Annotated in this window: 11 protein-coding genes; 5 read left to right on the top strand and 6 right to left on the bottom strand. The window is 69.6% G+C overall.

Annotated features, from left to right (window positions below):
* Positions 1 to 2: 2 nt before the first annotated feature.
* On the top strand, positions 3 to 986 hold the full coding sequence (locus KOI47_RS07885) for an aldo/keto reductase (RefSeq protein ID WP_216215320.1): 984 nt from the start codon (positions 3 to 5) through the stop codon (positions 984 to 986).
* A 282-nt stretch (positions 987 to 1268) separates the two neighbouring features.
* Positions 1269 to 2486 carry a helix-turn-helix domain-containing protein gene (locus tag KOI47_RS07880; RefSeq protein WP_216215319.1) on the top strand — a complete coding sequence of 406 codons (1218 nt, stop codon included), beginning with the start codon at positions 1269 to 1271 and terminating at the stop codon, positions 2484 to 2486.
* Positions 2487 to 2511: 25 nt separating this feature from the next.
* Here KOI47_RS07880 and KOI47_RS07875 read toward each other — a convergent pair whose 3' ends face one another.
* The 4 genes from KOI47_RS07875 to KOI47_RS07860 all read right to left on the bottom strand — a co-directional run bounded on the left by KOI47_RS07875 (position 2512) and on the right by KOI47_RS07860 (position 10645).
* Positions 2512 to 4074, bottom strand: coding sequence for a DHA2 family efflux MFS transporter permease subunit (locus tag KOI47_RS07875; RefSeq protein ID WP_216215318.1), 1563 nt, complete (start codon positions 4072 to 4074; stop codon positions 2512 to 2514).
* A 246-nt stretch (positions 4075 to 4320) separates the two neighbouring features.
* Positions 4321 to 6816 carry a DNA gyrase/topoisomerase IV subunit A gene (locus KOI47_RS07870; RefSeq protein ID WP_216215317.1) on the bottom strand — a complete coding sequence of 832 codons (2496 nt, stop codon included), beginning with the start codon at positions 6814 to 6816 and terminating at the stop codon, positions 4321 to 4323.
* Positions 6817 to 6855: 39 nt separating this feature from the next.
* Entirely contained in the window at positions 6856 to 8913 is a 2058-nt protein-coding gene (locus KOI47_RS07865; RefSeq protein ID WP_216215316.1) for a DNA gyrase/topoisomerase IV subunit B, read from the bottom strand.
* A 283-nt stretch (positions 8914 to 9196) separates the two neighbouring features.
* Complete coding sequence (locus tag KOI47_RS07860; RefSeq protein ID WP_216215313.1) at positions 9197 to 10645, bottom strand: alpha/beta fold hydrolase; 1449 nt, start codon at positions 10643 to 10645, stop codon at positions 9197 to 9199.
* A gap of 166 nt (positions 10646 to 10811) precedes the next feature.
* Between KOI47_RS07860 and KOI47_RS07855 the strand changes: the two genes are divergently transcribed.
* From KOI47_RS07855 to KOI47_RS07845, 3 genes are all read left to right on the top strand, one after another.
* Positions 10812 to 12023 carry a sensor histidine kinase gene (locus KOI47_RS07855; protein ID WP_216215311.1) on the top strand — a complete coding sequence of 404 codons (1212 nt, stop codon included), beginning with the start codon at positions 10812 to 10814 and terminating at the stop codon, positions 12021 to 12023.
* Positions 12020 to 12730, top strand: a complete 711-nt coding sequence (locus KOI47_RS07850) for a response regulator (RefSeq protein WP_216215309.1) — start codon at positions 12020 to 12022, stop codon at positions 12728 to 12730. The genes KOI47_RS07855 and KOI47_RS07850 overlap by 4 nt, the downstream gene beginning before the upstream one ends.
* A 78-nt stretch (positions 12731 to 12808) precedes the next feature.
* Positions 12809 to 13090, top strand: a complete 282-nt coding sequence (locus KOI47_RS07845) for a metal-sensitive transcriptional regulator (protein ID WP_216215307.1) — start codon at positions 12809 to 12811, stop codon at positions 13088 to 13090.
* A 20-nt stretch (positions 13091 to 13110) separates the two neighbouring features.
* Here the strand turns inward: KOI47_RS07845 and KOI47_RS07840 are convergent, their stop codons facing one another.
* Together KOI47_RS07840 and KOI47_RS07835 are read right to left on the bottom strand one after the other, a co-directional pair.
* The gene (locus KOI47_RS07840) at positions 13111 to 15270 is read right to left on the bottom strand and encodes a heavy metal translocating P-type ATPase (RefSeq protein WP_216215305.1); all 2160 of its coding nucleotides are present in this window, start codon (positions 15268 to 15270) and stop codon (positions 13111 to 13113) included.
* Positions 15267 to 15476, bottom strand: a complete 210-nt coding sequence (locus KOI47_RS07835; RefSeq protein WP_216215303.1) for a heavy-metal-associated domain-containing protein — start codon at positions 15474 to 15476, stop codon at positions 15267 to 15269. The genes KOI47_RS07840 and KOI47_RS07835 overlap by 4 nt, the downstream gene beginning before the upstream one ends.
* Between the last annotated feature and the right edge of the window lie 130 nt (positions 15477 to 15606).

Genomic DNA, 15606 nt, shown 5'->3' with positions numbered 1-15606 from the left:
CCATGGAGTACCGGCTGCTCGGTAACAGTGGACTCACGGTGAGTGAAATCGGGTACGGAAACTGGCTGACCCACCAGCAGTCGGTGCCCTGCGTACGGGCCGCGCTGGACGCCGGGGTCACCCTGTTCCACACCGCCGCGGCCTGGGCGGGTGGCGCGGCCGAGGAGGCCATGGCCGAAGGGCTCGCCGGGACGCCGAGGGAGGACGTGGTGCTCAGCACCGGCGCGTTCTGGCCGGAGGGGGCGGGCCCGAACCGGCGCGGGCTGGGCCGCAAGCATCTCTTCGCGTCCGTGCATGGTTCGCTGCGCAGGCTGCGCACCGACTACGTGGACCTGTACCATCTGCTGAGCTTCGACTACCGGACCCCGCTGGAGGAAACCTTCCTCGCCCTTTCCGACCTGGTCCGCCAGGGCAAGATCCACTACGTCGGTACCGCCGAGTGGACCGCCGACCAGATCCAGCGCGGCGCCACGCTGGCCGCGGAGTACCGGGTGCCACTGGTGGCCAACCAGCCGCATTACTCGATGCTGTGGCGGGTGCCCGAGGCGCAGGTGATGCCGACCTGCCAGCGGGCCGGGGTCGGGCAGCTCGCCTCGGTTTCGCTGGCCCAGGGCGTACTGACCGGCAAGTACGCGGATGGTCACCTGCCCGCGGGCTCCCGGGCGGCCGGTGCCGGCTTCGCCCGCGGCTCGATCGCCCCGCTGCTGCACTCCGACCTGCTGGCCCGGATCGAGCCCCTGCGCGGGGTGGCCGAGCACGCCGGGCTGAGCATGGCCCAGCTGGCGATCGCGTGGGCCCTGCAGAACCACCAGGTCGCGGCGGTGCTCACCGGCGCATCACACCCGGACCAGGTGGTGGAGAACGCCAAGGCCTGCGGCAGGGAGCTCGAGCTGGACGTGCTCACCCAGATCGACCACCTGCTGGGCAGCTTCGTGCAGACCGACCCACGGCTGACCTTCATGCCCCCGCAGTACCGCAACTCCTGAGCACCAGGAAAATATCACCACGGTGAGTGGTCCCCGATATTCGACGCTCGCGTTCGGACGGAAAAAGCCACGTTCCGTGGAAACTTCACGATAATCTGGAATTGTCGTTAATCACTTGATTGCCGGGCGACCAGAAGTGACAGTCATGATCATACTGTAACTAATCGCGTCAGAACCTGCGAAACACGAACGTGACGTGTTATGTAATGGGACCATCCTCGCTGTGTCGAAGGCTGGGCCCTTCTATCCTGTTCGTCTCGTGGAAGCCGGAGGTTCATCGCGGTGGTCGCATACCGGAGTACCGAGCTGCTCGCGCAGCTGCCGCGCGAGGTCGCGGCCCAGCTGCGACCGCACGCGGGCCGGATCGCGGCCGCGATCATCCGCGAGGTGCAGCGCACCGTGCCCGCCTATGCGCAGCCGATCGAGGGCACCTTCGGCAAGGTGCTGGTGCAGAGCGTGGAGCAGGCGGTGATCCACTGCATCGACCGGGTCGGTAACCCGGCGGTCGCGCATGATCCCTGGCTGGACTTCTTCCGCGACCGTGGCCGGATCGAATACCGCGAGCGCAGGAATATGGACGCCCTGCAGGCGGCCGCCCGGATCGGCGGACGCACGGCATGGCGTTACATCTCCGCGCTGACGGACCAGCTCACCGAGATCTCGCCGGACTTCGTCGCGCTGGGCGCCGAGGGGATCTTCGCCTATGTGGACGAGCTGTCCGCCGCGGCCGTCGAGGGCTACCACGAGGCCCAGCGCCAGGACGCCGGGCCGGGCGACCGCAGGCGCAGGGCCCTGCTCGAGCTGATCGTCACCGACGCCGAGGCCTCGCCCAAGACCCTGGCCAGCATGGCCGAAGCGGCCGAGTGGCCGCTACCGGAGCGCGCCGCGATCGTGGCGCTGGAGGCCGCGGCCGACGCCCCGGAGTTTCCGGTGCGGCTGCTGGACCCCGAGGTGCTGATCGATCTGGAGGCCGGGGAGCCCTACCTGCTCACCACCGACCCGAGACGGCAGCTGGACGCGCTCCGCGGCCAGTGGTCGGGCTGGCGTGCCGCTGTCTCCCCCATGGTGCCGCTCAGTGACGCCCCGGCCGCTCTGCGTACCGCGCGGCGGGCGCTGCGGTTGATCACCGACTCCGCCGAGGACGATCCGGTGATCTGGTGCCAGGACCACCTGGCGACGTTGTGGCTGCTGGCCGAGGACTTCTTCGGGGCCGAGGTGGCCAAGCGCAGCCTCGACCCCTTCGACCCGCTCAGCGAGAAGCAGCGCGACCGGCTGAGCGAGACCCTGCTGGCCTGGCTGGAGACCCGGGGTGGGGCGCCGGAGATCGCCAAGCGGCTACAGGTGCACCCGCAGACCGTGCGGGCCCGGCTGCACCAGCTCAAGGACCTCTTCGGCGACCGGCTCGACGACGCGGACGACCGGCTGGGCATGCATCTGGCATTGCGTGCCCAACAGCTCATGCGCGCCGCCGAGCGCAGGGAAACCGAGGACGACCAGTAGGCCAGCCCCCTGGGACGGCCTGCGCTCAGTGCATCAGCACCGGCGCGGCGGACTCGTCGTTGCCGTGCCCGGAGTCCTCCGGTTGCGGTGGCGCGGGCGGGCGCTTCGGCAGGAACAGCGCGGGCACCAGGCACACCGCGATCAGCACCAGTGCCCAGACGAAGGTCGAGGCGAACGAGTCGGCCGCCATGGTCGCGGCAGCGTCCCTGGTGGCCGGGTTCGCGATCGCCGCAGTGGCGGCCAGCTGACCGTCGCTTGTCGGCACGCCGAACTTCCCGGCGAGCAGGTCGGCCAGGATGATCGACAGCACCGCCGAGCCGACCGCACCCGCGGTCTGCTGGATGATGTTCAGCGCGGTGGAGGCGCGGGCCACCATCTTGCGGGTCAGCGTCTGCAGCGCGGCCGACATGATCGGCATCATCGTGGCGCCCATGCCGAGCCCCATCACGAACAGCGCCAGCAGCAGCTGCCAGTACGGCGTGTCCGCCCCGACCTGGGTGAACATCGCCGTCCCCGCCACGATCAGCACGATGCCGGGCAGCACCACCTTCCCGGCGCCGATCTTGTCGGCCAACCTGCCGCACAGCGGCATGGTGATCATGGCGCCGAGCCCCTGCGGGGCGAGCAACAGCCCGGCCTGCAACGCGGACTCTCCGCGCACCAGCAGGAAGTAGGTCGGCAGCAGAAGCATCGCGCCGAAGAAGGCCACCGAGAACAACGCCATCGTCACCACCGAGACCGAGAAGGTCCCGTCCTTGAACAGGCGCAGATCGATGAGCGCGTTCTCGATCCGCAGCGCCCGCAGCACGAACACCAGGATCAGCGCGATCCCCGCCAGGATGGGCAGCCACACACCGGTGGCCTGCACCCCGCCCGCGCTCGGGATGTTGGACACACCGTAGATCAGCGCGGCCAGGCCAGGCGAGAGCGTCAGCATGCCGATGAAGTCGAACCGCTCCGCGGGTTCGGGCTCGTCCCTCGGCAGCAGCCGCCAGGCCAGCAGCAGCGCGATGATCCCGATGGGAACGTTGATGTAGAAGATCCAGCGCCAGCTCACCGAGTCGACCAGCCAGCCGCCGAGGATCGGGCCGCCGATCGGGCCGAGCAACATCGGCACCCCGAGTACCGCCATCACCCTGCCGACCCGGTGCGGGCCCGCCGCCTTGGTCATGATGGTCATCCCGGCCGGCATCAGCATGCCGCCGCCGAGGCCCTGCAACACCCGGAACAGGATCAGCGACTCGATGCTCCAGGCCAGCCCGGCCAGCATCGAGCCGATCAGGAACAACATGATGGCCAGCAGGTAGAGCCGTTTCGTCCCGAACCGGTCACAGGCCCAGCCGGTCACCGGGATGACCGTGGCCAGGGCCAGCATGTAGCCGGTGACGATCCACTGGACGGTGTCGAAGGAGGTCTCGAACTCGATGGTCAGCGCCTGCAGCGCCACGTTGACCACCGTGGTGTCCAGAATGGCCATGATGGCGCCGAGGATCACCACCGCGGCGACCTTCAGTACGCCCTTGTCCAGCTTGTCGTCGAGTGCGTTCGACCCCTGCCCAGCGTCCGGTTTCTGCTCTGGGGTTGCCATGAAGATCCGTTTCCCGCAGGAATACCCGCACGAAACGGGTATTCGAAGATTTCTATATACAAACCTTGTAACCGTGAAAAAGGACCGCACGCCCCCGAGCAGCGGTCATCCGCACCGAGGCTACTGACAGTACGACGAGCAATGCCAACGATTGTTGTTCGCTGTGCGCGCAATCACAGCGAATCGGTCGTCGCGTTTGCGGTCGGTGTTGGCGGGTGCACGGATTCACCGATCCTGCCGGGCGGATCAGCCCCGTTCGATGAGATGACCGACCACATCGGGCCCGGGGTGCGCGGAACCGGAGGCGTCCCTGCGCATGTCCACCTCGGGCAGCTCCACCTGGTCACCGTTCTTCGTGGAGCCCGCGGGCCGCGGGCCGACCCAGGCCACGGTCAGCTCGGTTTCCCCCTTGAGGAACCGTTGCACGCGCACCCCACCGGTCGCCCTGCCCTTGGCAGGGTACTCGGCGAACGGGGTCACCTTCACGCTGGACCCGGTCGCGGTCACCACCATCGGCTCGCCATGCGCCTCGGCGTCCGCCTCATCGGCCCGTATCGCGCCGAAGAAGACCACATGCGCGTCGGCGCCGAGGTTGATCCCGGCCATGCCGCCGCTTTTGAGGCCCTGCGGCCGCACCAGCGAGGCCGGGTAACGCAGTAGCGCGCCCTGCGAGGACACGAACACACAGGTCTCCGTGCCGTCCGCCAACCAGGTCGCGCCGACCAGCTCGTCACCCTCCTTGAGCCCGATCACCTCGAACTCGTCGGCACGCACCGGCCAGTCCGGGGCGCAGATCTTCACCACGCCCTTGCGGGTGCCCAATGCCAGCCCAGGTGATCCGGTGGCATGCTCACCCACCGGAGCCAGCCCGATCACCTTCTCGCCCTTGGCCAGCCCGACCAGTTCCCTTGCCGCCATCCCGCCGCGCAGCGAGACCGTGCCCGCCTGCTCCGGCAGCACCGGCAACGGCAGCACCTCGGTCTTGACCGCGCGGCCGTGGTTGGTGACCAGCAGCACCTGGCCGCGGGCGGTGGAGTGCACCAGCGCGGCGACCGCGTCGTGCTTCACCCTGCCGTTGCGGCGACGGCTCTCCGACGCCTCCTCCGACTCGGCCGCCGTCCTGGCGACCAGCCCGGTGGCGGAAAGGATGACCTGGCAGGGGTCATCGGCCACCTCCAGCGGGCCGGAGGGCTTGGAAGCGGCCAGCACCTCCTTGAGGTCGCCGTCGATCAGTGCGGTGCGCCGCTCGGCGGAGAAGTCCTTGGCCACCTTGCCCAGCTCCCTGGACACGACCTTCTTCAGCACCGACTCGTCGTCCAGGATCGTGGACAGCTCGGCGATCTCCTCGCGCAGCCGATCCTGCTCGGCCTCGAGTTCCAGCTTGTCGTACTTGGTGAGCCGCCGCAGCGGGGTGTCCAGGATGTATGTCGCCTGGATCTCGGAGAGCTTGAACCGTTTCATCAGGCCGTCCTTTGCGGCCTGCGCGTTCTCGCTCTCCCGGATCAGTTTGATCACCTTGTCGATGTCAAGCAGCGCCTTGAGCAGACCCTCGACCAGGTGCAGGCGTTCCTCGCGCTTGCGTTTGCGGTACCGGGTCCTGCGAGTGACCACCTCGTACCGGTGCGCGAGGAAGACCTCGAGCAGTTCCTTGAGCCCGAGGGTGCGCGGCTGCCCCTCGACCAGCACCAGGTTGTTGATCCCGAAGGACTGTTCCAGCGGGGTCAGCCGGTACAGGTCGGACAGCAGCGCCTGCGGATTCACCCCCACCTTGCACTCGATGACCAGCCGGGTGCCGTTCTCCCGGTCGGTCAGGTCCTTCACGTCCGCGATACCGGTCAGCCGCTTCGACTTGTTCACCTCGTCGGTGATCTTCTCGATCACCTTCTCCGGGCCGACCCCGTACGGCAGCTCGGTGACCGTGATGGCCTGCCGCCCCCGGCTGCCCTCCAGCGGGCCGGTCTCCGCCTTGGCCCGCATCCGGACCACCCCGCGGCCGGTCTCGTAGGCCCGCCGGACCTCGTCCAGCCCGAGCAGCATCCCGCCGGTCGGCAGGTCCGGCCCTGGCACGAACTCCATCAGCTTGTCCAGGGTGGCGTTCGGGTGGTTGATCAGCCAGCGGGCCGCGGCCACGACCTCGCCGAGGTTGTGCGGGATCATGTTGGTCGCCATCCCGACCGCGATCCCCGAGGTGCCGTTCACCAGCAGGTTCGGGAACGCCGCTGGGAGCACGATCGGCTCCTGCAGCGAGCCGTCGTAGTTCGGCCGGAAGTCGACGGTCTCCTCACCGAGCTCGCCGACCAGCTGCATGGCCTCGGGGGACATCCGTGCCTCGGTGTACCGGCTGGCTGCGGGGCCGTCGTCCGGACTGCCGAAGTTGCCATGCCCGTCCACCAGCGGGACGTTCATCGAGAAGTCCTGGGCGAGCCGGACCATGGCGTCGTAGATCGCCACATCACCGTGCGGGTGGTACCGGCCCATCACGTCGCCGACCACGCGGGAGGACTTCACGTAGGCATGGGTGGGCCGGTAGCCGTTCTCACTCATCGAGAACAGGATCCGGCGATGCACCGGCTTGAGCCCGTCCCGCGCGTCCGGCAGCGCACGGGAGTGAATGACCGAGTAGGCGTACTCCAGATAGGAATCCTCGATCTCGGTCTTGACCGGGTTCTCGAATATCTGTGCGCCCGCCTGGTCGAACACGGTCGGATCGACCCTGGTCTGAGGGCCCTTGCGGCGTGCCATTGCTCAGCGTCTCCTGTGTCCTAGCAAGTTCGGGAAGGATTAGATATCGATCGCTGCCTGGTTCACCCTGGCCGCCGATTCGACCAGCCAGTTGCGCCGCGGCTCGACCTTCTCCCCCATCAACAGTTCCAGCGCCTGTTCCGCGGCTTCCGCGTCCGCGATGGTGATCCGGCGGACCGAGCGGGTGGCCGGGTTCATCGTGGTGTCCCACAGCTCGTCCGCGTCCATCTCGCCGAGCCCCTTGAACCGCGGTACCGGCTTGACGATCTGCTTGCCCGACTTCTCCAGCTTGGCGACCGTGGACTCCATCTCCCGCTCGGTGAAGGTGAAGGTGGTCTGTGGGTTGCGTCCCTTGGTCACGATCTTGTGCAGCGGGGGCATGGCCGCGTACAGCCTGCCGTCCTCGATGACCGGGCGCATGTACTTGGCGAACAGGGTGATCAGCAGGGTGCGGATATGCGAGCCGTCCACATCGGCGTCCGCCATCAGGATCACCCTGCCGTAGCGCATCGCGGCCAGATCGAAGGTGCGCCCGGTGCCCGCCCCGAGCACCTGCACGATGGCGGCGATCTCCGCGTTCTTCAGCGTGTCCCCGAGGCTGGCCTTCTGCACGTTCAGGATCTTGCCGCGCAGCGGCAGCAGCGCCTGGTACTCCGAGACCCGCGCCAGCCGCGCCGACCCGAGCGCGCTGTCCCCCTCGACAAGGAACAGCTCACTGCGGGCGACCCCGGTGGTGCGGCAGTCCACCAGTTTCGGCGGCATGGCCGCGCCCTCCAGCGCGGTCTTGCGCCGGGCGGCGTCCTTCTGCTGCTTCTGCACCAGCCGCACCCTGGCGGCGTCCACGATCTTCTGCAGGACGGTCTTCGCCTCGGACTTGGTCTTGCGGGCCTCGGTCCAGGACTTGAGCTGTTGCTCCACGACGCCCTGGACGACCTTGGTGATCCCGGCCGTGGACAGCTCGTCCTTGGTCTGCGAGGTGAACTGCGGCTCGGGGATCCGCACATGGAGCACCGCGGTCATGCCCTCCAGCACGTCCTCGAGGGTCGGCGGGTCCTCCTTGGGCTTGAGCAGGCCCCTGCTCTTGGAGATGGCGTCCTGGATGGAACGCAGCACCGCCCGTTCGAAACCCTTGCGGTGCGTGCCGCCGTGCACGTTCCGGATCGTGTTGGTGAAGCACTCGACGGTGCGCTCGTAGCCGGTCCCCCAGCGCAGCGCCACCTCGACCTCGGCCCGGCGTTCCACATTGGACTGCATGACACCGTTGGCGTCCGCGGCGTTCTCCTTGTAGGTGCCGGTGCCGTTGATGAAGATCGTCCCGGAGACCGGCTTGTCGCCCGCCGGGGCGAGGAAGTCGACCATATCGGAGAGGCCGTTCGGGAAGTGAAAGGTCTCCTCGTCGATCCCGCCCTCGGTGGCATCCCGCAACACATAGGTGACGCCGGGGACCAGGAAGGCGGTGTTGCGCAGCTTGGCACGCACCGTCTCGGTCTCCAGCACGGCACCCTTCTCGAAGTACCGGGCGTCGTGCCAGTACCGGATCGAGGTGCCGGTGGCCTCGCCCCGCTTGAGCTTGCGGACCACCCGGAGCCCGGCCTGCTTGGCGAACTTGGCCTTCGGGCCCGCCCCGTCGAACACCCCTGGCACCCCACGGGCGAAGGAGATCTCGTGCACCTTGCCATCCCGCTTCACGGTGACGTCGAACCGCAGCGAGAGCGCGTTCACCGCGGAGGCGCCGACACCATGCAGCCCGCCCGAGGCCTTGTAACCGGAGCCACCGAACTTGCCCCCCGCGTGCAGCCTGGTCAGCACCAACTCGACCCCGGAAAGCCCGGACTTGGCATGTACCCCGGTGGGGATGCCCCGGCCGTCGTCGTCCACCTGCACACTGCCGTCCGCGTGCAGGGTGACCACGACCTTGCTCGCGTGCCCGGCCACGCCCTCGTCCGTCGAGTTGTCCACAACCTCGGCGAAGAGGTGATTGACACCACGGCTGTCGGTGGACCCGATGTACATCCCGGGTCGCTTCCGAACCGCTTCCAAGCCCTCCAGGTGGGTCAGGTCGTCGGCCCCGTACAGGGACTCGGCAGAGACAGTCACAGGGTCGTTCTCCCAGATCGTGGCGTACGGGCACGTTGCTGACCAGCGTGCCCGGGGGCCGGCCGGACACCAAGCCGGCAACTCACCGTACTGCAGGGTATCGGCAACCTCTGACAAAGCTGGTGGTTGTCGCTCGGTGTCGGGCCGGACTAACCCCACGATCGGGTCCAGAAGCTGTCAAGAAGGTACTGGTGCGCGACACGATCGACTCGGCAGGGCTCGGGCTCGGTCCCGGCCGTGCCCACCGCCGGCCATGCGCCCCGCCTCCTCGCTCGGACACGGTTCAGCATTCGGTGTTCTTGGGTGGCACCTCCTGGTTGGTCAGATAGCTGTCGATATGTGCCCGGGCGCAGGCGTTGCTGAAGTACAGCACGTGCCCAGGCCCCTCGTGCCGGATCGAACCGCTGCCCGGCACCTGGGCGATGACCCGGCTGACCGCGTCGAACTCGTTCCAGTACCCGGCTCCCAGCAATGGCGGGAGGCCACGGGGCAGCGGCCGGGGCGGATTGGTAACCGGGGTGGGCCAGCCCTCGCAGTGCAGGGTGTTCATCGGTAGCGGGGAAGCGGCGCCGACGTTCGGGGCTATCCGGCGCAGCCATCCGGTGAGCGCGGTGAGCCGCCAGTAGTTTCCGGCCCTGGGCAGTTCGAGGCACTCCACCGGCGCCGGAACGGGCACCGCCGGATAGGGGATCCGGCCCTGGGGCGCGAAACCCGAGGCGTCACCCTGCTCGGCCCGCATGATCGCCTCGGCCAGCTCGCCCCATCGGGACGGTCCCTGCCGTGCGGCCATCAGTCCCAGATTGCGCAGGTCCCGGCCGCCATAGCTGGCGTCGACCTTGGGCGCGGGGATCGGCTCCCGGTCCGCCCTGGCGGTCAACGCCTGCCAACGGCGCGGCAGGTCGTGGCCGTGCAGGGCGCAGCCGGTGTCCTCCGCGCACCAGTCGAAGAACCGCCGCATGCTGCGCTCGTTGTCCGCCGCCCGCCTGCCGAGTTCGCGCCACCAGCTGTCCGCGCTGTGGCTGAGGCTGCCGTCCAGCACCATGGTGCGCACGCGATCGGGGAACAGCCGCGCATAAGCCTGGCCGAACAGGCCGCCGTAGGAGGAGCCGTAGTAGTTCAGCCCCGGCTCCCCGAGCGCCCGCCGGATCGCCTCCATGTCCCGCGCGTTGCTCGCCGAGTCCATGTTGTCGAACAGCAACGGATCCTTGCTGCGGCATCGCTGCGCGGCGGCCTTGTTGTTCGCAGCGAGCCGGGCGTACTCACCTGGACTGCGCGGATACTCCGGTACCCGCTCCACTCGCCACTGGCAGTCGAGCACCGGGCGGCTCAGCCCCGGCCTGCCCGGCCCGCCGCGGATATCCCAGGTGACCACGTTCATCCGGGTACGTAGGTCGGTGAACGAATCCCTGGCGTAACCACCCAGAAGCTCGATGTAGCTGCCGACCGGCCCGCCGAAGCCGACCAGCACCGAGCCCTCGGCCTGCCCGGTCGCCTTCAGCCTCCCGATGGCGAGGGTGAGCTTCGGCCCGCGAGGCCGCTGCCAGTCCACCGGAACCCGGAGGGTGGCGCATTCGACCCCGGCCGCACCCGCCCCGTCCGGGCAGGGTCCCCATTCCAGGTGCGGACCGGTACGTGGCTTGGCGGCCGCGGGGGCACCGGTGGCCACGAACACCGGTACGCACGCCATGGTCAGGGCGAGCGCCAGCAGCCTGCTGCGAAGTCGTCTGGTCATGGCCCCTACGCTGCCGCGCCGCGCCACCGGCCGCGTCTGCGCACGGGCGGAAATATCCGCTCTCACCCAGGTCATAGCCCCGGGCGGGGTGTGGACACATCTCTGACCTGGGGATGACATCCCCTGCTCAGACGTGCGCGGACGGAAATCCGGCTACCTTCAGATCGTGCCGGACACACAGCCCGCAACGCCGTTCCCGCAGCGCCTCAGCCACCGCAAGCTGATGGCGCTGGATCTTGCGGCCGCCATCGCCTACACCGCGATCCTGGTGCTGTCTGTGCTGCGCGGCACCCCGCCCGGGGCGCAGCCACCGGCCTGGGCTGCCTGCCTGATCGCGGCCGGGATCGGGCTGCCGATCGCGCTGCGCAGGCTCTGGCCGCGCTGGGTGTTCGCCTGGGTGTTGGTGTGCTCCGCGCTGGGCCTCGGCCTTGGTGCGGTGCGGGAGCCGATGCTCGCCGCCGCTTACGCCTTGTATCTGGTCGCGTTGACCGAGCCGGCCCAGCGCTGGATGCCAACCAGGATGATCGCCGTCATCAGCGTGACCGCCGCGCTGTTGCTGCCGCTGATGGCGGGTGCTCCCGGCGAACGGACGCCCCGCGCGGCCACGCTCATCGTCGGTGTGGTGGCCCTTGGCATCGGGTGGACGCTGGGCAGGGCGGTACGGGACCGCAGGGCATCCACCGCGCTGGCCGCCGAGCGGCTGGCCGGGCAGGCGGTCACCGAGGAACGGCTGCGGATCGCCCGTGAGCTGCACGACATCGTGACCCACGGAATGGGGGTGATCGCGGTCAAGGCCGGGGTGGCCAGGCATGTCCTGCACGCGCGGCCGGAGGCCGACCCGGCGGCGCGGGAGGCGCTGCGGGATATCGAGAACGCGGGCCGCAACGCACTCACCGAGTTGCGCCGCATGCTCGGGGTACTGCGTTCGCAGGACCCGGCGTCGGACCCGGATGCCACACTGCACCCGCGGCCGGGGCTCGGTTCGCTCGCCGAGCTCACCGGCCAGCTGGCGGCCGCGGGGATCCGGACCGAAGTGGACGTACGCGGGGTGGACCGGCTACCGGAAAGCGTCGACCTGACGGCCTACCGGATCGTCCAGGAGGCGTTGACGAACGTGCTCAAGCATGCCGGCGCCGCGCACTGCGCGGTCACCGTCGATGCGGATGACGCGCAGGTGTGGATCGAGGTGACCGACGACGGCGGCGGGGCCGGACCGGGCGGGAGCCGGCCGGGTGGCAGCGGGCTGATCGGGGTGCACGAGCGGGTGCTGATGTACCGGGGCGAGTTCGCGGCCGGGCCGCGCCCGGAAGGCGGCTTCGCGGTGTCCGCACGGCTGCCCTACACGGCCGTGGCGGCGAACGGGGGAAGGCCAGCGTGACCGAGCAACCGACCAGGGTCCTGATCGCCGACGACCAGGCGCTGCTGCGTGGCAGTTTCCGGGCGCTGGTGCAGACCGCTGCCGACCTCAGCACGGTGGGCGAGGCGGTGACCGGCGCCGAGGCCGTGCAGCTGGCCCACCAGCGGCAACCCGATGTGGTGCTGATGGACGTGCGCATGCCGGAGCTGGACGGAATCGAGGCCACCCGGCGGATCTGCGCGGCACCCGAGACGGCCGGGGTGCGGGTCCTCATCCTCACCATGTTCGACCTGGACTCCTACGTGTACTCGGCGCTGCGCGCAGGAGCGAGTGGCTTCCTGCTCAAGGACACCCCGCCCGAGGACCTGCTGGCCGCGATCCGGGTGGTCGCCGCGGGCGAGGGCCTGCTGGCGCCCACCGTGACCCGGCGGCTCATCGCCGAGTTCAGCCGCAGGGAGCCGGTGGCACCGCTCGGCGCGGAGCTCAACCTGCTGACCACCAGGGAACGCGAGGTACTCGGCCTGATCGCGCGGGGCATGACCAATCAGGAGATCGCCGGTCACCTCACCGTCGGCCTCGGTACGGTGAAAACACACGTCAGCCACCTGCTCACCAAACTGGATGCCCGCGATCGGGCCCAGCTGGTGATCATCGCGTACGAAAGTGGCCTGGTCACACCCCGCCGCAGTGGCGAAGGCCGGAACCGGCTCACCGGGGTGGAGGAATGAACCGCCCGGTCCGGGGCCTGCTCCGGATACGGTGGGCGGGTATCCTGGAGGCACAGGCACGACAGAACGGGCACGGTGATGGTCAGCTACAGCGAGGACAAGGAAGCGTACCTGAAGCGGCTCCGCCGGATCGAAGGCCAGATTCGCGGCCTGCAGCGGATGATCGAGCAGGACAAGTACTGCATCGACGTCCTGACCCAGGTCTCGGCCGCCACCAAGGCACTCCAGTCGTTCTCCCTCGGCCTGCTCGAGGAGCACCTTTCCACCTGCGTGGTCGAGGCGGCCACGACGGGTGGCAAGGAGGCCGAGTCCAAGGTGCGGGAGGCTTCCGACGCCATCGCGCGCCTGGTCCGGTCGTAGGCCTGCGCGCACGCATCGCCTCAGGCGCGGCGCAGGCGCAGGCTGTTGCTGACCACGAACACCGAACTGAGTGCCATGGCCGCGCCCGCGATCATCGGGCTGAGCAGCCCGGCCGCGGCCAGTGGCAGGGCCGCGGTGTTGTAGGCGAAGGCCCAGAACAGGTTCCCCTTGATGGTGCGCAGGGTGCGCCGGGACAACCGGATCGCCTCCGGGGCGGCGCGCAGATCCCCGCGCACCAGGGTGAGGTCGCCCGCCTCTATCGCCACATCGGTGCCGGTGCCCATGGCCAGGCCCAGATCGGCGGTGGCCAGCGCGGCGGCGTCGTTGATCCCGTCGCCGACCATCGCCACCACGGCGCCCTCCGCCTGCAGCCGCGCCACCACGTCCACCTTGTCCTTCGGCAGCACCTCGGCGATGACCCGCTCGATTCCGACCTCGGCGGCCACGGCGCGCGCCACGGTTTCGTTGTCCCCGGTGAGCAGGATCGGGGTCAGCCCCAGTTCACGCAGCCGGGAGACCGCCTCGGCCGAACCCGGTTTGACGGTGTCGGCGACCACGAGCACCCCACGTGCCCGGCCGTCCCAGCCGACCAGCACGGCCGTCCGGCCCTGCCGCTGCGCGGCGAGCCTGGCCTCATCCAGCTCGGCCGGGATATGCAGCCCGGACTCGGCCAGCAGCGCCGCCCGGCCGACCAGCACCTGGTAGCCGTCCACCACGCCCCGCACGCCGAGGCCCTCGAGCACGCCGAACTCAGCGACCGCGCCCAGCTCACCGGCCCGCTCCCTGGCCCCGCGGGCGATCGCCTGCGCGATCGGGTGCTCCGCGGCGTGCTCCAGCGCACCGGCGAGGCGCAACACCCGCGCGGCGGCCTCACCCTCCGCCGGGTGCACCCCGACCAGCGCCATCCGGCCGGTGGTGACCGTGCCGGTCTTGTCCAGCACCACGGTGTCCACCACCCTGGTGGACTCCAGCACCTCCGGCCCCTTGATCAGGATTCCCAGCTGTGCCCCGCGCCCGGTGCCAACCAGCAGTGCCGTCGGCGTCGCCAGGCCCAGCGCGCAGGGGCAGGCGATGATCAGCACCGCCACCGCCGCGGTGAACGCCTCGGTGGCCGAACCGCCGGTGACCAGCCAGACCGCGAGGGTCCCCAGTGCCAGTGCGATCACCACCGGCACGAACACCGCCGAGATCCGGTCGGCCAGCCGCTGCACCGCGGCCTTGCCCGACTGCGCCTGCTCGACCAGCCTGGCCATCTGCGCCAGCTGGGTGTCCGACCCGACCCGGGTGGCCCGCACGAGGAGCCTCCCGCCCGCGTTCACCGTCGCGCCGACCACGTTGTCCCCTGGGCGCACCTCGACCGGCACGGACTCTCCGGTGAGCATCCCGGCGTCCACAGCGGAGCTGCCGTCCACCACCACCCCGTCGGTGGCCACCTTCTCCCCTGGCCGGACCACGAACTCGTCCCCCACCGCCAGTTCCCCGGTGGGGATCCGCCGCTCCATCCCGTCCCGCAGCACGGCCACGTCCCTGGCACCCAGCTCGAGCAACGCCCGCAGCGCCGCCCCGGCCCGGCGCTTGGACCGCGTCTCGAAATAACGGCCGGCGAGGATGAACGTGGTCACCCCGGCGGCAACCTCGAGGTAGATATGGGCCGTGCCGAACACCAGGGCATACACCGACCAGGCGAAGGCCGCCAGCGTGCCCATCGAGATGAGCGTGTCCATGGTGGCGGCGCCGTGCCGCAGGTTCACCAGCGCCGCGCGGTGGAACGGCCAGGCAGCCCACAGCACCACAGGAGTAGCCAGGACCAGCGAGACCCATTCCCAGCCAGGGAACTGCAGCGCCGGGAGCATCGCGAGCGCGATCACCGGTACCGACAGCAGGATGGCGCCGAGCAGCCGCGCCCGCAGCGGGCGACTCGCGTCCTCCTCGGGGGACTCGGGTTCCGGCAGCCGGGCCGTGTACCCGGCTGCCTCCACCTGCTCGATCAGCTGCGCGGGGCGGATCTCGCCGGAGTAGGAGACCACGGCCTTCTCGGTGGCGTAGTTGACCTCGGCGGACACCCCGGCCAGCTTGTTCAGCTTCCGCTCGACCCGGCCGGCGCAGGACGCACAGGTCATGCCCCCGATCGCCAGCTCCACCCGCGCGGAGTCCGGGGCGGATCGGAGTTCGGAGGTCATGTGGTGGCCAGCTGGTATCCGGCCTCCTCCACGGCGGCCCGCACCGCGGCGAGGTCCGGCTCGCTTTCGCTGGTCACGGTGACGGCACCGGTCGGCAGGTCCACCGACACCGCGGTCACCCCGCGCACCTCGCCGACTTCCTCGGTCACCGACTTGACGCAGTGCTGGCAGGTCATTCCGGTCACGGTGTAAGTGGTCTCGACCACGACGATGCTCCTGTTCACTCTCGGTTCGCGGCTGCCCGCCACACCTCGTTGATACCCTAGGGGGGTAAGGTCGGTCAACCGACGATCGGCCCCGAACGCACCGCTTGCCTTGCTCTGACAAACGGATGTC

The organism is Amycolatopsis aidingensis (assembly GCF_018885265.1).
In the GTDB taxonomy this organism is placed as follows: domain Bacteria; phylum Actinomycetota; class Actinomycetes; order Mycobacteriales; family Pseudonocardiaceae; genus Amycolatopsis; species Amycolatopsis aidingensis.
Note: the sequence above shows the minus strand (reverse complement) of the source record. Positions and strands in the feature narration are given on the sequence as shown.